Source organism: Paenibacillus pseudetheri (genome assembly GCF_924513355.1).
Taxonomy (GTDB): domain Bacteria; phylum Bacillota; class Bacilli; order Paenibacillales; family Paenibacillaceae; genus Paenibacillus_AQ; species Paenibacillus_AQ pseudetheri.
This window is the reverse complement of the sequence record NZ_CAKMAB010000001.1, coordinates 225,585-244,191: the sequence shown is the minus strand read 5'-3', so window position 1 is coordinate 244,191 and position 18,607 is coordinate 225,585. Positions and strand designations below refer to the sequence as shown.

Genomic DNA, 18,607 nt, shown 5'->3' with positions numbered 1-18,607 from the left:
ATTATACCGAATTGCATCATAGGCTAACATACAGGTATTAAATGTGCCGTCCTGAAATATGGGACGGTTCACTTTTTTAAAAGCAAATTAACCTCGAAGGAGGTGAGAATCATTCCACTAGTCGTACGGGCAACGATCAATGCGACCGGTGCTATCACATTTACGGGCAACACACTTGGACTTAGTCGCTCTGATACAGTCGGAGTACCTGGGACACAGGACAGCATCGGTGGCTTCACCACTGTCAATACATCGTCTATTTTTGGAACCTACCCTAACGGAACGACTAATCTTTATACAAGCAATAGTTCAGCAGCCATACTGGTCCTTCCGTCAGGTAGCACAGTGCTATATGCAGAGCTGATATGGGGCGGTACTTATATTAACGGAACTTTGAATCTCAGTGCGGCCATAAACAACCCAGTCTCCTTAATTACGCCTACCGGAAGTACGTTTAGCATAACTCCCGATGCAGCGACTAGTAATACTGTTGATTTGGGAAATGGCGCATCGGCGTATGTTCGTTCTGCCAATGTCACCAGCATTATTTCGCAAGGCGGCGCAGGGACCTACACCACTGGCGGTGTAGTTGGCACGATCGTTATTCCTAGTGATTCCACAGCTAATCATGCGGGCTGGACACTCGGTGTAATCTATCAAAATACATCCTTGCCCTTCCGTAATATGTCCTTACGGGCAGGTGCAATACTTGTACAGGCAACTTCAGCCCCAGTCTCTACTACAATAACAGGCTTTGCAACTCCAATTACAGGTGCACTTGGAGGTAGGGCACTATTTAGCGCACAGGAGGGTGATGCGAATCGTTCGGGAGACCAGGCCTTGTTTGGTCCAACTGCTGCTACACTCGTAGCGTTATCTGGACCCAATAACTTTGCTAACAACTTTTTCGCATCACAAATCAACAATGATACAGGTAATCTCAATACAACTGGAACATTTGGAACACGCAATCAGACGAACGGGAATCCAGGAACCAACATCATCGGAGGTCGACAAGGTTGGGATATTACCAATGTTGATGTGTCGGCCAGACTTGTAAATAACCAGTCTTCAGCGGTTTTACAATTAACTACCTCTGGCGATGCTTATGTTCTCAATGGAAATGCAATACAAGTTGATATCAATGCACCCAAAATAAACGTTACTAAAAGTGCCAATGTGTCCGGCCCTATAGTCGGGGATACGGTAACTTATACTGTAACTGTCAGTAACACTGGTACAGCGAGTGCAGCTAGCGTCGTTTTATCAGATGCTCTGCCAGCAGGCTCAACCTTTGTCACCGGAAGTGTTGTAGTGGCCGGCGTCGTAAGGCCAACCTTTGATATTACAGCAGGAATCTCTTTGGGGTCATTAGCTTTAAGTACTTCAATAACGGTTACATATCAAGCCAAAGTCACTTCATTACCACCAAGTCCGCAAAATATAGCTAATACCGCAAATGCTGCCTTTACGTTTCAAAGTGTAGCCGGGGGCCCTATCATGACCGGGGTCATTCCATCCAATACAGTAACTTTACCCGTATATTCCCCTATCCTTAACATTGTAAAAACTGCCAATACTGCAAATGCGACGGTCGGAGATCAGATCACCTATACCCTTCAAATCACCAACACTGGAAATATTGGTGCTGTTACAACCCTTACCGACAATATTCCTTCAGGCAGCTCATATATTGCGGGGAGCTTTACAGTCAATGGAACACCTGTCGCTGGAAATCCTGCTACAGGTATTGCTATTGGAACGATAGCTGCTGGAGGCAGCTCTACCGTTCAATTCCGCGTAGTGGTGAACAGTCTCCCTTCACCACCACAACTGGTCGACCAAGCGAGCGCCACTTATACCTTTCAAGTTCCAGATGGGCGAACCGTAGCTGGATCAGCCTTATCCACTTCATTGTCTATTCCAGTTACAACTCCCAACGTAACAGTGGTCAAAAGCGCTGGATTTGCTGATGTCGCTGTAGGAGATACACTGCTCTACACCTCCGTCATCAGCAATAATGGAATTGCAGCAGTTAGCAACGTATCGCTTTCGGACAGTATCCCTGCTGGGACTTCACTAGTCTCAGGTAGTGTTACGGTAGGTGGAACGGCACAGCCATCTGCCAATCCCGGTACAGGAATTTCTATTGGAACCATCACGCCAGGAGGTTCCGTTGCGGTCACCTTTCAGGTCAACGTGATCTCATTGCCAACTCCCGCTCAACTATTAAACAGATCCTCTGCGTCCTTCAGCTCAGGATCGTTTACTGGCATTTCACTTTCCAACACGACTACAACTTCTGTATATCAACCCGTAATCCAGATTGTCAAAAGTTCGAACGTTTCCAGTGCCACTGTAGGGGGCAATATTCTCTACACGTTGAATGTTCAGAATTCTGGAAATATCGGGGCATCTGTAGTCCTCAGTGACAACATTCCCTCAGGGGCAGCCTTTGTATCGGGTAGTGTAACCGTCAATGGAGTCGCACGACCCACAGACTCTCCACTTACAGGGATTAACTTAGGTACTTTAGCTTCAGGGGCTAGTGTTCCTGTAACCTTTCTTGTCTCTGTGCAATCTTTGCCTTCACCACCTGTTCTGAACAATCAAGGCAGCAGCAGCTATACCTATCAACTACCAAGCGGAAGATCATTATCCGGGGCTAGTCTTTCCAACATCTTAACCATCCCAGTTTCCGCTCCAAATATCACGCTTACCAAAACCGCAAACCTTGCTGATGTCGCAGTTGGGGAGAATCTGACTTACACAGTCCTAGTATCCAACAAAAGCAGCGTAGCTGTGAATAACGTTGTAGTCTCTGACCCCATTCCTGCGGGAGGAACTTTTGTAGCAGGCAGCGTTATTGTTGGCGGTTCATCGGTACCAGCCGCTAATCCAAGTACAGGAATTTCAATCAGTAGTATTGCGGCAGGCAGCTCTACAACGCTCTCGTTTAATGTGAACGTTTCTTCTTTACCAAACCCAGCGCAGTTTTCAAACAGAGCTAGTGCTTCTTTTTCATCCGGTGCCTTCACTGGTTCTTCACTTTCGAACACGGTAGTAACACCTGTGTATCAGCCTATTATTAGTATGGTCAAAAGCGCGAATACCGCTCAGGCATCCGTAGGAGGATCTTTGTCCTACTCGATCCTCATCAGCAATACCGGGAATATAGCAACCACACTCCTATTAACTGATAATCTTCCACCTCAAGCTGTATTTAACGCGAACAGTGTAATCATAGGCGGAACACCTTTACCCGGATATAACCCTGTAACCGGAATCCCAGTAGGCCCGTTGGCACCAGGTGACAGCGTATCTGTGAGCTTTCTGGTCACGATAACAGCGTTACCTCCTTCACAAATGTTACTGAACTCTGCTTCAGCAACGTATAGCTTCACTCTTCCAGATGGGCGTCAGCTCGGAGGAAATGTAGTTTCCAATACGCTCTCTGTCCCTGTTTCTGCACCTAACGTTAGTGTCGTAAAAAGCGTGAATGCTGCTACCGCTGTGACAGGCGATATCCTTACATTCACCTCTGTTTTGACGAACAACAGTATAGCTACAGTAAGCAATATCATTCTCAGCGATCCTCTGCCTGAGAATGCAGCTTTTATTCCCGGAACCGTAATTGTAAACGGCATTACCCAGCCGCTAGCAGTTCCGTCCGCCGGCATTCTAATCGGTAGTCTAGGACCAGGCGCCACAGCTACCGTAACATTCGAGGTGAGGATAACGATGCCGATACCATCACAGATTAATAATCAGTCATCCGTCAGTTTTACATCCGGTGTATTCTCCGGTTCTTCTTCATCAAATATTACTAGCACACCAGTCATTCAACCACAGATCTCCTTAGTAAAAAGTGCCGTAGATGGAGACGGTGATTTCGATGCCCTAGTTGTAGGTGATACGGTCATCTACACAGTTGTCGTAAGCAATACTGGTAATCTTGCTGCAAATGTAACCCTAACCGATAACATTCCAGTCGGAACCACCTTCAATCCTAACAGTGTTATTGTTGGAGGCATGCCGCAACCAGGTGCAGCTCCAGATACCGGCATCGCTGTAGGAAATGTCGCACCGGGTAACAGTATCTCTGTTAGCTTCTCTGTTAATATCGTTTCCCTGCCCACACCGCAACAAATCGTCAATCAAGCTTCTGCAAGCTTCACCTTTACTCCACCCGACGGTAGGCCCTTAAGCGGAACTGCTGTGTCTAATACTGTCACACTACAGGTCTCGGCACCTAATATCGTAGTAGTCAAAAGCTCAACCTCAACTTCCGTAGCGATCGGAGATACAGTTACTTATAACGTAAATATTACCAATAACGGTTTAGACGCTGTTAATAGCGTGTTACTTAATGACCCAACGCCAGCAGGCGCTGCTTTCGTAGCAGGTAGCGTATCCGTGAACGGGGTTCCTTTTCCAAACCTGAATCCTGCTTCCGGGATATCTATTGGCACCCTAACCCCCGGAGCTTCGACGCTGGTAGCTTACAGTGTGACCGTGACCTCTGTTCCTCCTACTGCTACACTTATCAATAAAGCATCCGTAACCTTTACATCAGGTGTTTTTTCGGGTTCGACTTTCTCCAATACCGTTACCATCCCTGTATACCAGCCGAACATCTCGGTTGTCAAAACAGCAAGTATGAATAACGCTACAACAGGTGACGCTGTCAGCTATACCCTGACCGTGAGTAACACTGGCAACTATCCGGCAAGCTTAATCATTACGGACAATATTCCTGCGGGTACTACCTTCGTTCCGAATAGTGTGCTTATTAATGGACTCCCCTTAGCGCAAGCAGATCCATCTACAGGGATTCAGGCTGGAGTTATTGCACCCGGTGCTACTACTGCAGTAATATTCACTGTTGATATCACCTCACTGCCCAATCCTCAGCAGTTGGTCAATCAGGGTACCGTAGCATATAGCTTCACTTTGCCTGACGGCCGCACACTTGGTGGTTCCGTCCTATCCAATACAATTACTATCCCTGTCTCTTCACCAAATCTGGCTGTAGTAAAATCTACACCTACCACATCAACTACAGTTGGAGACACGATCACCTATTCAGTTACAATTACCAATAACGGAATCGAAACGGTGAATAACGCTGTGTTCACAGACGCACTTCCTGCGGGTACTACATTCGTATCTGGCAGTGTATTAGTAGATGGCGTGCCTCGTCCAGGGGGTAGCCCTTCCACCGGGGTAACCTTGGGCAGTATTGCACCAGGTGTTACCGTAACTGTAGCATTCACAGTGAATACAGTCTCATTGCCACCTTTAGGCCTACTAAATAACCAGTCTACAGTTAGCTTCACCTCAGGGGTACTCTCAAATGTAGCCTTTTCAAATATTGTATCAACGCCTATTTACTTACCGATTCTAGTCGCAGCAAAAAGCTCGAATTCAATTCAAGCGACCGTCGGAGATACGATTACCTACACGATTCATGTAACCAATTCAGGAAATTACGGGGCTTTGGCTACTCTGAGTGATACTATCCCATCTGGAACAACATTTGTGCCAAACAGTGTGCTTATTCAAGGTGCCCCAGCTCCGGGAGCAGATCCAGCGGCGGGCATTCCGCTCGGTGTCATAACCGCAGGTGCAACACTATCTGTTATGTTCTCCGTACTCATTTCTACACTGCCAGCAAGCCAGCAACTGATTAACCAAGCATCGGTAGCATTTGCTTACACCTTGCCAGATGGGCGGACATTTAACAGTTCGATCAATTCCAATACAACAACGATTTCAGTATCTTCACCGAATGTGATCGTGACTAAGTCATCACCAGCTACAGATGCCGTTGTTGGCGATACAATTACCTACAATTTGACGGTTACCAATAGTGGAATATCCAATATCAGCAATGTAAACATCAGTGATCCAATACCAGCCGGCTCTTCGTTTGTCGCTGGGAGTGTGCTCGTTGATGGCATTCCACATCTTAATGCCAATCCTGCGAATGGCATCTCGCTCGGCACAATTGCACCAGGTGTTTCGGTCAATATCTCGTTCAACACCATTGTCAATGTACTGCCTAATCCTGCAACTCTTACAGATCAAGCTTCTGTCAGTTTCACATCCGGAGCATTCTCGGGATCCTCATTCTCTAATACACTTGTTATTCCGGTGTATCAGCCTATCATCGTTGTGGTCAAAGGCGCGGATAGAACTGCTGCAACTGTTGGAGATACGATAACTTATTCCCTGAATGTAACGAATACCGGTAATCTCATTGCAAATGTAGTCATCACAGACACGGTTCCTAACGGAGCTATCTTTGTTCCAAACAGCGTGCTCGTTAACGGAGTGCCTCAACCAGGTTCTGACCCGTCTACTGGATTAAGTATTGGAGCAGTGGCTCCGGGAAGCACGGTAACAGTTACCATAACCCTGCAAGTTACCGTAGCCTCCCTCCCGTCACCACAGCAGTTAGTCAATCAAGCTTCAGCAACCTTCTCGTTTACACCACCGGACGGTCGTCTGCTCACCGGAACTTCACTTTCAAACGTGCTAATTATCCCTGTCTCTTCTCCGGAAGTGAGTGTCGTTAAGAGCACAACCTCAATAGATGCCGTGGTCGGTGATATCATCACCTATACCATTGTTGTTACCAACTTGGGAATTTCACCAGTCAACAATGTCATCATGGTTGACCCTATCCCAGCAGGCAGCCAGTTTGTAATCGGCAGTATCACTGTAGACGGAACCCCGCGACCTAACGGTAGCCCAGCTTCCGGCATTGCAATAGGAACGATTGCTGCAGGTGCTTCTTCAACCATAACCTTCCAGGTTCAGGTAGTAGCGTTATGATTCCCGGCTCACGTACCCAGCCTGTCGTAACCAATCAATCCATGGTACTCTTCAACTCGGCAGCGGGTGTTGACGGTATTGTCTATTCCAATACCGTTAACACCCCGGTCGTGGGCCCCGTGCTTTCATTGCTGAAGAGTACAGACAAACTCCATGCCTCTTTAGGTGACACTCTGGTGTATACCATCAAAGCTTCTAATAATGGAAATGTAGATGCTTTGCTAACAGTGTATAACATTCTTCCAGAGGGTGTATCCTTTATATCCAACAGCGTGCTTAGAGACGGTGTGCCTCTCCCAGGGGTTACACCGTCTTCGGGTATACTGCTAGGTTCTATTGCTCCGCAGAATCAAGTGAGCATTGCCTTTCAAGTCGTTATCATTTCACTTCCCTCTTCACTAGTGCTGCAAAATAAAGCACTAGGCCGTTTTTCTTTTGCCACACCCGAGGGAAGAATCGTTAACGGAGATTTATATTCAAATCCCGTACTAGTTTCTTTACGCTCCTACCAGCTCTCTACCTCGTTATCCGCAAGCACTCCGACCTCTTTTATAGGTGATGTAATTACCTATACATTACGGCTTACGAACGAAGGTAACAGCCTATTAAACCAACTCATCACAACGATTTCTATTCCTAACGGATCTGTGTTCATTCCAGGGAGTGTCATGGCAGATGGCGTCTATTATCCAGAATCAGAGCCTACGCAAGGAATATTAATTGGTCAACTTGATAAAGACCTAAGCATTGATATTACCTTTCGCGTCCGAGTTACTGAGATCCCTTCATCCTTGGACCTGACTAATCGTGCAGCTGTCACTTATACCGTTGACGACGATCCCGATACAACCGAGAGTAACACCGTCGTTGTCTCACTTGTTCTGGCAGGCGTCACCATCAGCAAGAGAGTAGATCATGTTACAGCAGCTCCAGGTGACAACCTAAGATATGAACTAACAGTAACCAACAGCGGGAACTTGGCCGTAAATGCGGTTCTGACTGATGCTATCCCTTCGGGCACTCTTTTCATATGGGATAGTGTTCTCTTAAACGGAGTAATGCAAAAAGGCGCCCGTCCTGCTGATGGCATTCAGCTAGGCACATTAAGAGGCGGAACTTCAGCGGTCGTGGTCTTTCAAGTGAGTATACCTGCAGCTATAAACATTCATGCCCACGCAGCTGTCCAAAACTATGGCAGTGTTCAGTATACTTTTGTGCTCCCGGACGGACGGACAGTAAGACAAACCTCTCGTTCCAATATCGTTACTACCTTAATAGTCATGCCTATCATTTCTCTCCAAACTCATGCAAAGCCTACCCTTGTGGAAGAAGGAGAACATGTCCAATGCTGGATCTCCCTAACGAATAGCGGGAATTGGCCAGCAGAAGTATCCCTTGATCGGCTAACACCGGAGGGATGTCTTATTGATCCTAGCAGCATAGTGATTGATGGAATTCCAAATTCACAATCTTCATCATTTAACGGCATCCTGACGCTAGGGGCAGTCAAAGCTGGTTCTACTGTAAACATCCATTATTTTATCAGGGTAAGTGAACATGTACTGGGTCGTTTCCTTAAAGGCTTAGTAACCGCTCAATACTTCTTCAATCTGGATGGACTTGAATACACTGGCGAGAGCCAGTCAAACAGTTATATATTAAGCGTTGAAGAGATCAGTGAATAAGAAATCACATATCCCCCATCCCCATGAATATACTTTAGTTACAACCCCAAAACTTAAATATTTATATTTCATGGGAGGTGGTCATCCTGTCGCAATCATCTGGTCCCTTTTCCTTTGTAGTCTCAAAAGAAGACTGGTCCCTTCATCGTAAAGGCCATCAGGATCAGGAACGTCATCAGCAAAAGGTCAGAGAAGCTATCAAGGATAATTTGCCGGATCTCGTGACCGAAGAAAATATTATTTTGTCAGGTGGTAAGCAGATTGTGAAGGTTCCGATTCGCAGTCTGGATGAGTATCGAATTATTTATAACTTTCGTAAGCAAAAGCATGTAGGACAGGGAGACGGGGACAGTCAGGTCGGCGATGTACTGGGGCGCGATTCACAGTCACAGCCCGGCAAAGGGGAAAAAGCAGGCGATCAACCCGGTCAGGACACCGTGGAAGCAGAGGTCAATCTGGAGGATCTTGAGGATATCTTGTTTCAGGATATGGAGTTGCCACATCTGAAGCCCAAGAATAAGGAAGAGATCGAGGTTAAATCCATCACCTTCAATGATATTCGTAAAAAAGGCATGATGTCCAACATCGATAAGAAACGTACACTTCTGGAGAACCTTCGGCGTAATGCAAGCAGAGGGAATCCCGGAATTCACAGCATAAGTCCTGATGATCTTCGCTACAAAACATGGGATGACATTCGAACGCCTCACTCCAATGCCGTCATTATTGCGATGATGGATACGTCAGGTTCGATGGGTGTTTCATTAATAACTAAATAATATCATAGCGATATTTGATGTCAACATCTTCTTCTGAAATTGTAATAGTCTCAATAAGTTCATGCAACAATGTTCTAACCATTCCTATATTACTGATGTCTAAATTCAGAAATTTCTCGGTCAATTGGACGATATTAGCACTCCTATTTTCCGATTCTTTCACTGCACTTAACTTATTTTCAAGAATTGATATTTCTTCATTAATAGCAACAGACCTGCTCTTCAAGTCGAGCATTTGCTCTTTATATGCTTCTTCAGAGAATAACTCCCGTTGTTGAAAAATATCTACTTGGTCTTTCTTGATTCTATCTTTTTCTTTACTCCGTCTGCTGATTTCCTCTTCTAGCCTTTTAATATCATCACTTCTATTAGAAGATGATTCAATTTCGGTAGAAGATAGTCGAAGTAGTCTGTTTTGAACTATTTGAACAATACTCGGTTCAAGTTTATCCGCATTAACATTCGCTTGTGAGCAAGCATCTCTACCATATTTGTGATATGTCTTACATATATAATAACGATACTCTTTATCCTTGGTACTCCTCTTTTGGCAGACCATTCCTTCTCCGCACTTTTTACAGTATAGAATTCCAGTTAGTGGGTGGTATGCCCTTCTGGGCGTTCTGTGGTGCCCACGGTCACTTATTTTTTCTTGCACTGAATAAAACGTTTCTTTGTTTATGATTGGTTCATGTGTGTTTTCGATGGTTAGCCAGTCACCCTTGTCAATTTTTATGGTTATTTTTTTCTTTGTCATTTTACCTGAATCATCGTACTTTCGTTCAAGTTCATTCCTCTTCTTCCCATAAACGGTATGTCCGATATAAACAGGATTCACTAATATCTTCTTTACAGTTTCTCTGCTAAAAAGATTACCGTTATTAGTTCTTTTCCCTCTATTATTAAGCTGCTGCGCAATTAAGAATGTGCCAACATCGCTATTTACATAAAGGTCAAAAACATCCTCAATAATGCCTCTAGTTTCAGGATCGATATCAAGTGTCTTGGTTACTTTATTTAATACATATCCAATCGGAGCTGTAGTGTTCCATTGACCTCTACGAGCCTTTTCCTTTTTACCAGTGCTAACCCGCACCGAGGTTTTCCTACTTTCTTGTTCCGCTAGAACAGATAATATACCAAAAGTAATGTTATCTTTGTTCAAACTATCGTAATTATCGTTAATGGCAATAACCCGTATTCCGTATTGTTCGAACATACCAACAATTGCAGGATTTTCTTGCTTATCTCTCCCAACACGGGCAACTTCTTTAAATACTAATACTTGAAACTTTTTCTCTTTTGCCAATTCTATCGCCAATTTCATAGCTTCTCTGTCAAAAACACTTGTGTAATAACCAGAAACGGCGTTATCTACGAAAATACAATTTTCATCAACAACAAATTCAGGACCCAATCTATTAATAAATTCTTTGCTTTGGCTAATTTGGTTTTCTACTGTGTCTCCTTGCTTATCAGTACTGTCACGAGCATAGACCCCACACACTATTTTATCCATGTTGTCCCTCCTTATTTTTAGTTAATTCTAAACTGATAGTCTCGTTTTTACAACAATATTATTAACTAAAAAAGAAGCCCTGTACTAGGCTTCTTTTTTAATGTACTGATCGCTTTTTATTATTTTTTTCACTTTTACCGTAATATTAAGCCCGTATTCTCGTTTAGCGTAATCCTGTATACCACGTTCTAACCATTCATTGAGAGGCTTTGTTCCATTTATTTCCCTAATGTTGAAAGCATTCTCCTCCCCTCGCTATATAGCAAAATGTATTCATTCAACCACTTGTCCTATTCAGGATTTATTTCATCGTCCACCTTTTCCACGATTAAATTCAAATCAAGTGCCAGCTTATAGAACGCCTTCCAACGTATTTTCTTGTACGTACCTGCGCTGATTGGAGGCTTGAAACAAAAGGCATAAACTTTCTCATGGGTGATGTAATCATGTTCGTTGGTCATATACCTCTCTTCGATCAGGAACTTCTCCATTCGTGGGAGCCTGCGGACAATACGCTCAATTCGTTCGCAATACTCTCGGCGAGCTGCCTTACCATCGACATTATGGATTGCGATGTTGGAGGTCTGATCAGTCGTAACTCCAGTAAATCCTTTTGGGGAGTCTGACCAAGCTGCCGTGGTTGTTGCCTCTCGATCATCGAAGGTCAGAAATTTATTTTCTCGGTATCTGTATAGCGCTGCCTCAACCGCAGCCTGCGTCCGTTCTCTATCTATCTCTGGCAGGAAGCTTTGTTGCACCTGCTATCACCTCACTGTAAAAGAATCCCCCGACCGAAGCCGGGGCGTATACCATCTTAGAACGGCAGATCGTCATCACTCTCAGGGATTTTAGGACCATCACCATCACCGTTTTCAGCAGCAGCTTCTGCTTCAGCGAGCTGTTCAATCGTGAGTTGACCCTTGTCTTCCAATTCAATCGTACCGTCTGGATTAACCTTGCCTCGTACTCCTTCTCTTGGCTCTTCATGATCCTCTTCATCGTCATCACCTCGGAACTCTTCAATGCTCATTTGAGATTCAGCGATTTCCAAAACTACATCTGATCCAGCCTTCCGATAGAATTCATAGGAGTTTTCAGAGGATGTGTCACCCTTGACGATGAACTCCAGTACTGTCTTCTTAGCATCCTTCGTACTCTTACTGAATTCGGTTGTTAGTGACTGTTCTACGCCGTCAATACTCAACACAACTACCGACCTCGTCATTGCGTTAAGCTCAGGCTTCTTCTCGTCATCACCCTTTACATGGAACTGTACAAGCTCCTTTTTGGAGTCCTTGGTTTGCTTGTTGAAGTGTGCTGCTATTTGAATTTTCATTTATAATTGCTCCTCTCAAATTTGGGTTATAATCTATCTTGTTTATAAAAAAGGATGAGCGCTGCCAGTAATATCATCTGTCCTACGGTTAATCCTGCTATGAAGCTGCCGATATTGGACATGTATATCCTCTTCTCCCCCTTATACCTCTCCCCAGTGTCCATTGCGCTTGAGAATGGCGATTACTTCATCTACATATGATTCGTCTGTATTGATGACCAGGTACGTATTCCGCGGATTCTTTCCCTCAGCTCGGCGGTTATCTTCGATTGATTCTGCTATGTGACCAAGAGCAACCTTTTCCTCGTGTGTTAATTGTTCAACGTCATCGTTTTTAAAAATAGAAAACTTAAATGCCATTCCTTCAAGGTTTTCCATCGTGTATCGTCTCCTTTGATTGGGGTCTCAGACCCCTAAATTGATTTCATTGCATTCGCCTGCTTTAATTCAGCCTTTTTAAGCATTATTTTGAACCTTTCATACAATTCCGGATTATCTTTATCCATTCCATGTTTCTCATAGAATTCTATATCTGCATTGATATCGTCGATGAGCCATTGCCACGGTTTGTGTTGTTGCATGTGTCTCAGCCCCCTTATAAGTTCAGTACTGCTAATAATGCACATTTACAAATTGCTTCCGGTGCACTTGATTGCATAGATGTGACCGCCAATTCATCTTCGTGTTCGTATATCGCACAATCGAATAATCTGTTTTTTTCAAAGGAGACACCTTGCACAAGCACATCTTTGTGATCATTCATCAAATGTGTTACTACTTCCCATGCTGCGGATATGTCTTTGCTATATTGTTTCGGATAAGTTGATAGGTCTCCTAGCCTGATCCATCCACTTCTAAATTTGTCTCTTTCGCGACCCATAACCGTTACTGCTACTTCAATATCAAGTTCGTTACCTATCTCCATCGCCAGTATCTCTTCCCTTGTGAGTGTCATTGGTTATCTCCTTCCTCAACCTCAAATTAATGCGTGATCTACTATCACGAGTGAATTATTTGGTATTTCCTTGAACATTGTCTTGGCTTCGCTAAAGCTTTTGCCCTCTAAACATTTGGCGAAAAGGTACAGTGCTTCATCTTCGTGCACATGTCTGCCTTTGGCAGCACGTAATTTCATGGAGTCTGTAAATCCTACCAACTCAGCAATATTTTTTTCATACACTGGTACAGCGGTTAGCTCTACAGGCACATCACTGTGATTGATGAGTTCACCCTTAATCAAAGCGTAGTAAGGTTCGTTAAATTCGTAATACATGATCTATTCGCCCTCCTTGGGTGCTGGGGTATCTGGGTAAAGGGTGGAGAATGCGGACCTGACCTTCTTAGCAAGGAAGTAATCCGGTTCTCCTTTGCATTCGCTCAATGCTAAATCGATAGCCTCTTTCAGCCGTTGTTCCCGTTCTCCGCGCTCTTTGGCTTCTTGGAGCCAGTAAGGAAGAGCCTTTGAAAATTCAGTTTCGTAATACGGCATATTGCTGTTTCCGTAACGTTCAACCAGCGCCATATCCTTTTGCCAGTCCCTTGGTGTCATTGGGCTTCCTCCCCGGTCATTGTTGATTTCTGCTCGCGAAACATAATTGATCCGCCTGTCTTTTTCAATATGGACTCCCGTAACAGTTCTTTTCCTTCCTCATCTCCAGAACCTTCAAAACTTGCGTTTCCGTAATCGAATAATGAATTTATAATTGTTATTTCGTTAGCGGTTAGATATATAGACTTGCCTTTCATCTCTTATATCCTCCTTTCCCACAAGGAGGGCTATTAACCCTCTCTGTCCCTGTATCTTCGTACTATTCAACAATCTCTCGCAGTATAAACTCCCTTACCCTTGACAGTTCACTTTTTGCGACAACAACAGCGTCTGAAATTTCAGCAGCATTAAAGTGAATAATTTCATGGATAAATTCGTGAATCATAGCACTCAAATCATCTGTTGAAGTAGAAATATCACTCCAAATATCTTTCTCAGCCCAGTCAAGTACATCTTCTTTTCGAATCGCAAATTGTTTTTCTTTGCTGGTTGCAATCTCAGGAAGCTTTTGCTTGCAACATTGGCAATAGGCTCTTTTTGTAACATAGTTCACAATAATTTTTTCGTTTTCCATTTAAATTCCATCTCCTTCGCTATATGCGTCTACTCTGCCTTTGGGAGAGGAGGGATACTCCTACTCCCTTAATGATCTCTTGCGGCTCGCGCCTATTCGGTCGTTACGGGGGCCTCCGTCCCTAATCCATCAGAATAGTTGTATCTGCCCAATGTGGTAGTTCATCAGCAGCAGTTCTTGTGCTGTGTTATTGTTACCATTTACTACTTGCCGCGCCGCCTGGAATCCCTCTCTGTGCCACTTTCCACCCTGTTCAGCTGCTGGGTAAAAATCATCAAGTAATCTATCATCGTAATAAGAGATAAGCGCTTTGCCCTTTATACTGTTGAGTAATTCTGCTAGATCCCGGTGGTCTTGTTCATTAAATCCTCCGGCATAATATTTCTCCCGACCAATATAGGGAGGATCAACGTAGAACAGTGTATCGGGCCCATCATATACCCGAATGATGTCCCGGAAATCTCGGTTATCTATCATCACGCTTTGCATGCGCTTAGAAAAATCAGGTATGACCTGACAAGCTGACCGATACGTCCGGGCTGTGTTGTGCTCTCGACTGTGCCTCCAACCGGTATTGGTGCTGAAATCTTCTGCAGAATTTCCTTTTGCTATCCCAGATCGGTTTACGTAGAAGAATCGGACAGCTCGAGTGAAATCATCATCAGGTGATTTCTCTCGTTTCCATTTGTCATAGAGTGCTCGACTATATGGAAGAGCGTCACACTCCTGCTGCAATAGCTTTGGCTCCGTTATGGCCATCATCAGAAAGTTGACCACTTCACCGTCAATGTCGTTATACACTTCGCTGTAAACTGGCGCTTTCTGAGCAATGACATGCGCCGCGCCGCCGAATGGTTCCACGTAACAGGTATGGTCCGGCATTTTGCTTATGATATGCTGCGCCACTTTGCTTTTACCTCCGAACCAGATCAACGGGCTGCGAGTGCTCATTTGTTAACCGCCCCCTGGAGCGTGATATATGCCGCCTCTGCCCTCTCTCGGGGGCAAATGTTTGTCTTATCCTTTAGCTGTGTCATGACTTACCCTCCCCGATCTGTTCTGATGCCCATTTGCCTTTACCAACTCCACAAGCTACCTCATATGACCAGTAGGACGGGCAATCTGTGGTATCTGGTAGCATTTTGGTATCTCCCAAACTCTCAGATTCACAAGTTGTGGAGTCTGTGTGGTCGGGATGCCACATGTTCCAGTAACAATCAGTGCAGGAACATTCACCGTTCCAGTTCGAGTCCTGCGTGGCTGCGATCCTTTCAAACACTTCCTCGATGCTTTTCACGCCTTGTCGCTCCCTTCCTTATTTCCTAGAGCTGCTATGATTGCACGTTCCGCTGAATCTGGACTGTACTTACCATCAATTGGTGTTAAGTGATAAAGAGCATCTTTTAGAGCCTCCCGTTGCCGGGCTATGGTCTGCTGTGCCTCTACTAACTCTAGGTTCACTCGTTCTTTCTCCCTCCAATATTCAACGACCATTTTTCCCGTCGCATAATCAGAAAGGTATGTCTCGTTACAATCACAAACATGTTCTCCGCACACATGGCATGGAATTACCGTTCTTTCCGCGATAACTAGAAGTTCCTCGTTCTGTTGTTGTGACTCTTCTAGAGCAGCCAGTAACTCCAATGCCATATGTCCCGGCAACTTTCCGAATTTTTCTACGAACTCTGCATGCTCTTCTATCCGTTCTGGTGTCATATTCATAATGGATTCATTCCTCCCAAAATGTCTTCAGACAGCCGGACCCATATAATAGCGCCTTGTGGGTGAGAATACGGTATTGGTTCTGGCAACTTACGAGCGTTTTCCAACACCCATGCAAACCGTTCCTTGTAGCCATTAACTACCTCAGATGCCTTACCGTCAGGGATACAATGCTTATCGCGGGTATCTTCGAAATTAGGCTTTGATAACTTGATACAGTCTGTCAACTCCGCTGTGCCATAGATCAGACCACTACCACTTTTGATGATGGCTATTGTGCCGCGATGATGTGTAACACGACTGCGGATCTCCCAAGTCTTTTCTCCAGATAGGATTAGATCAGCCCATCTTTCTTTTATGATCAAACCGTTCATGCCCTTACCACTCCCTTTTGGACAGCGGAATCCGGTTAAGCTGGTTCTTTTTCTTGATGAATGCTGCTTGCATTGTCTGAAAGCTTTCAGGGAACGCCTTTCCCGCTTTCACCAGTTCCAGCCTCATTGCGTCCAGTTCAGGCATTGTGTTGCAATCCTTTATCTTCTTCAAAAGTTCTTCCATCGTTTATCTCTCCTTTGGCTTGTTAGCTTCCTGCTCGGTCAACCAGTCGCAATACCGTTGACAGTCTTCTTCTGTGCGGAAATAAACGCCATAGTATGTTTCTTTGATGGATTCAAAACTTTCCCCTGAATAAATGAACCTTGGTACGTTTGAACCTCCAAGGTACTCCAATTCCAAGCCATCAGCTTCAGAGTAGGGTTTATACCAAGCCATCAACTTCCCGTTTCTGACTTCGAACGCAGAGCAAATGTGTTATTCGGTTTGTAAAAGGAAATGTTGTTGTTACAGCCACAGTCTTCTGAAAGTTTTTTTCCTGATGGGGAGAGAAAATTAATCTTTCTCCGTTCGTCGCATTTTTCACATTTAGGTCCGCTTTTCCAGTTCTTTCGAGCAGTAAACAACTCGACTTTCAAGTCACCCATTAGCTCTAAAAGTCGTTCACGGCGCACCTCATTTTTTAGGTTCCTTTTTTGCATATCCAATTCAACAACCTTTTGGTTGTAATCTCGTTTGATCGTTTCAAGGTTCTGTTTAATCTCTTGCAGTTCAGCGTTCTCCTTCCGCAACCGCTCGATCTCCGCTTTATGTTCATCCTTGACAGCGTTCATCAGAGATTCTTTGAATTGATCAATTTGTTCTTCAAATTCGCTAGGTTCCCGGTAAAAGTCGTCATCGAAATAGCTCATCTTGGATACACCGCCTTGATTTTGTGATTGACCCTGTTCTTGGGTCTTTTCCGTCGCCGTTTGATTTCAGCAATGGCATTACGTTTATAAATTGGTGCAGCTCCGTCATCGTTATAGGCAATCTCATAAAGCTGTCCTAGCGTTGCTTTTTTCCAGTTCACCCCTGCACCTCCCTAAAAATCAATCCGGCTCCGAATGAAATCCCTGATAGATTCAACATCCGCAATCAGTTCTCGTAGGTTTGTCGCCTGGCTAGAGCTAATCCTCATCTTCAAAAACTTCTGAGCTGCCCCCTGAACGTCATGGAAATATCCGTGAGTCTTAAAGACAGGCTTGCCTTCCGTTTCTCCTTTTGCAGGTTTAGATATGGCTCCTGTATATTCCTTAAGGACAAACTCCCGATCATCAGATTCAATATAAAAACCGCCTTCGATAAGCACTTTCATGGTTGTTCCTCCTTAAAATAAGAACTGTTGTTCCTTCGAATGGGTGTGACTGCCCGCCGCCGCAGGCTTCCCTGGGCGCTTGTTCGGTTTTTTTGGTTTCTTCTTTTTCGTTTTTTCGTACTCCTTATATGCCTCTGGATCAATGATGGACCAGATCACTTCATGTTGGTAAAGAGGGTATGACTCCATTGGTGTTCCGTTCCGCACCCTATATATCGCCTCACATATCTTTGCGATAATATAGGCATCTACAATGTCATGACTGGGATTCTCGTATCCGAAATGCTTCAGGGCTGCTACTGCCATTGCTTCCTTTTTGGCTTTACCTTTAAGCAACACCTTCGATCCCGGTTCCCCTATCCAGCTTTGGACATCCACATATTTTTTCACCGCCAGTGGAGCTATCTCCTCAAAGGTTAACCCCTTCCGGGTGATCATCCCTTCCAGCCCGCCGTGTATTTTAGCAGTGGTTATGAGCATCTGTGAGCCGTTCGCTACCCCTTCTTTCAGGATTACATCCTCGGGTTTTAGCACGTTATAAAGCTGGTTCTCAAGCGACATGCGTTGTTCTGGAGATATACCACCTTTAACGTCTTTCCCTTTTCCTCTAAAGGTCACTTCTAGAACTGGATTCCCATCTTCATCAAGAGCAACAACAGCTGTTTGAGTAGCAGGGTCAATCCCTACGAATCGCATACCCCCACTCCTTCCGGCTCCAAGGAATCAAGTGTATGATGCTTAAATAAGTTAACCGTGCAGCATAAGCGATCCGCTTTTTATAGTAGAGTTCTGTTTCCTTTTTCACTGTTTCAAAGTGTTCCTGACACAATGGTACAAGCGCCCATGTATGTGTAGCTACTGAATGGCAATGATGGCCATGATGACATCTGCATTCTTCCATCTATCATCCCTC

At 44.6% G+C, this 18,607-nt stretch carries 21 protein-coding genes and 1 pseudogene; 3 read left to right on the top strand and 19 right to left on the bottom strand.

The window, feature by feature from the left end:
• Nucleotides 1-102: 102 nt before the first annotated feature.
• The 3 genes and pseudogenes from L1028_RS01135 to L1028_RS01125 all read left to right on the top strand — a co-directional run.
• Nucleotides 103-6,840, top strand: a complete 6,738-nt coding sequence (locus L1028_RS01135; RefSeq protein ID WP_234530146.1) for a DUF7507 domain-containing protein — start codon at nt 103-105, stop codon at nt 6,838-6,840.
• Nucleotides 6,837-8,525, top strand: coding sequence for a hypothetical protein (locus L1028_RS01130; RefSeq protein ID WP_234530144.1), 1,689 nt, complete (start codon nt 6,837-6,839; stop codon nt 8,523-8,525). The genes L1028_RS01135 and L1028_RS01130 overlap by 4 nt, the downstream gene beginning before the upstream one ends.
• 86 nt (nt 8,526-8,611) lie before the next feature.
• A pseudogene (locus tag L1028_RS01125) lies at nt 8,612-9,283 on the top strand (DUF444 family protein); the annotation flags it as partial.
• Nucleotides 9,284-9,296: 13 nt separating this feature from the next.
• On the opposite strand, the gene L1028_RS01120 reads toward L1028_RS01125, so the two are convergent.
• From L1028_RS01120 to L1028_RS01030, 19 genes are all read right to left on the bottom strand, one after another.
• Nucleotides 9,297-10,823 (bottom strand): recombinase family protein, encoded by a 1,527-nt coding sequence (locus tag L1028_RS01120; RefSeq protein ID WP_234530142.1) that lies wholly within the window; start codon nt 10,821-10,823, stop codon nt 9,297-9,299.
• A 290-nt stretch (nt 10,824-11,113) separates the two neighbouring features.
• On the bottom strand, nt 11,114-11,581 hold the full coding sequence (locus L1028_RS01115) for an ArpU family phage packaging/lysis transcriptional regulator (protein WP_234530140.1): 468 nt from the start codon (nt 11,579-11,581) through the stop codon (nt 11,114-11,116).
• Nucleotides 11,582-11,637: 56 nt separating this feature from the next.
• The gene (locus tag L1028_RS01110) at nt 11,638-12,159 is read right to left on the bottom strand and encodes a hypothetical protein (RefSeq protein ID WP_234530138.1); all 522 of its coding nucleotides are present in this window, start codon (nt 12,157-12,159) and stop codon (nt 11,638-11,640) included.
• 141 nt (nt 12,160-12,300) lie between these two features.
• Nucleotides 12,301-12,537 carry a hypothetical protein gene (locus tag L1028_RS01105; protein ID WP_234530136.1) on the bottom strand — a complete coding sequence of 79 codons (237 nt, stop codon included), beginning with the start codon at nt 12,535-12,537 and terminating at the stop codon, nt 12,301-12,303.
• Nucleotides 12,538-12,572: 35 nt separating this feature from the next.
• Nucleotides 12,573-12,740 (bottom strand): hypothetical protein, encoded by a 168-nt coding sequence (locus L1028_RS01100; RefSeq protein ID WP_234530134.1) that lies wholly within the window; start codon nt 12,738-12,740, stop codon nt 12,573-12,575.
• Between the two features lie 14 nt (nt 12,741-12,754).
• Nucleotides 12,755-13,114, bottom strand: coding sequence for a BC1872 family protein (locus tag L1028_RS01095; protein ID WP_234530132.1), 360 nt, complete (start codon nt 13,112-13,114; stop codon nt 12,755-12,757).
• A gap of 21 nt (nt 13,115-13,135) precedes the next feature.
• Entirely contained in the window at nt 13,136-13,432 is a 297-nt protein-coding gene (locus tag L1028_RS01090) for a hypothetical protein (protein ID WP_234530129.1), read from the bottom strand.
• Between the two features lie 3 nt (nt 13,433-13,435).
• Nucleotides 13,436-13,708 (bottom strand): hypothetical protein, encoded by a 273-nt coding sequence (locus tag L1028_RS01085; RefSeq protein WP_234530127.1) that lies wholly within the window; start codon nt 13,706-13,708, stop codon nt 13,436-13,438.
• Complete coding sequence (locus tag L1028_RS01080) at nt 13,705-13,905, bottom strand: hypothetical protein (RefSeq protein WP_234530125.1); 201 nt, start codon at nt 13,903-13,905, stop codon at nt 13,705-13,707. The genes L1028_RS01085 and L1028_RS01080 overlap by 4 nt, the downstream gene beginning before the upstream one ends.
• A 62-nt stretch (nt 13,906-13,967) precedes the next feature.
• Nucleotides 13,968-14,282, bottom strand: coding sequence for a hypothetical protein (locus L1028_RS01075; protein ID WP_234530123.1), 315 nt, complete (start codon nt 14,280-14,282; stop codon nt 13,968-13,970).
• A 129-nt stretch (nt 14,283-14,411) separates the two neighbouring features.
• Nucleotides 14,412-15,233: a DNA adenine methylase gene (locus L1028_RS01070; protein WP_234530121.1), complete on the bottom strand. Its 822-nt coding sequence runs from the start codon at nt 15,231-15,233 to the stop codon at nt 14,412-14,414.
• Nucleotides 15,234-15,575: 342 nt separating this feature from the next.
• Entirely contained in the window at nt 15,576-16,004 is a 429-nt protein-coding gene (locus tag L1028_RS01065) for a hypothetical protein (protein ID WP_234530119.1), read from the bottom strand.
• Nucleotides 16,001-16,378: an ASCH domain-containing protein gene (locus L1028_RS01060; protein WP_234530117.1), complete on the bottom strand. Its 378-nt coding sequence runs from the start codon at nt 16,376-16,378 to the stop codon at nt 16,001-16,003. Before L1028_RS01060 ends, L1028_RS01065 begins: the two co-directional genes overlap by 4 nt.
• A 4-nt stretch (nt 16,379-16,382) precedes the next feature.
• Entirely contained in the window at nt 16,383-16,562 is a 180-nt protein-coding gene (locus tag L1028_RS01055) for a hypothetical protein (protein ID WP_234530115.1), read from the bottom strand.
• Between the two features lie 212 nt (nt 16,563-16,774).
• The gene (locus L1028_RS01050; protein WP_234530113.1) at nt 16,775-17,248 is read right to left on the bottom strand and encodes a hypothetical protein; all 474 of its coding nucleotides are present in this window, start codon (nt 17,246-17,248) and stop codon (nt 16,775-16,777) included.
• A complete protein-coding gene (locus L1028_RS01045; RefSeq protein WP_234530111.1) occupies nt 17,245-17,409 on the bottom strand; it encodes a hypothetical protein in 165 nt (54 codons plus the stop codon). The genes L1028_RS01050 and L1028_RS01045 overlap by 4 nt, the downstream gene beginning before the upstream one ends.
• 12 nt (nt 17,410-17,421) lie before the next feature.
• A complete protein-coding gene (locus L1028_RS01040) occupies nt 17,422-17,694 on the bottom strand; it encodes a hypothetical protein (protein ID WP_234530109.1) in 273 nt (90 codons plus the stop codon).
• 12 nt (nt 17,695-17,706) lie between these two features.
• Nucleotides 17,707-18,390, bottom strand: a complete 684-nt coding sequence (locus L1028_RS01035; RefSeq protein WP_234530107.1) for a hypothetical protein — start codon at nt 18,388-18,390, stop codon at nt 17,707-17,709.
• Nucleotides 18,371-18,595, bottom strand: a complete 225-nt coding sequence (locus tag L1028_RS01030; protein WP_234530105.1) for a hypothetical protein — start codon at nt 18,593-18,595, stop codon at nt 18,371-18,373. The genes L1028_RS01035 and L1028_RS01030 overlap by 20 nt, the downstream gene beginning before the upstream one ends.
• Between the last annotated feature and the right edge of the window lie 12 nt (nt 18,596-18,607).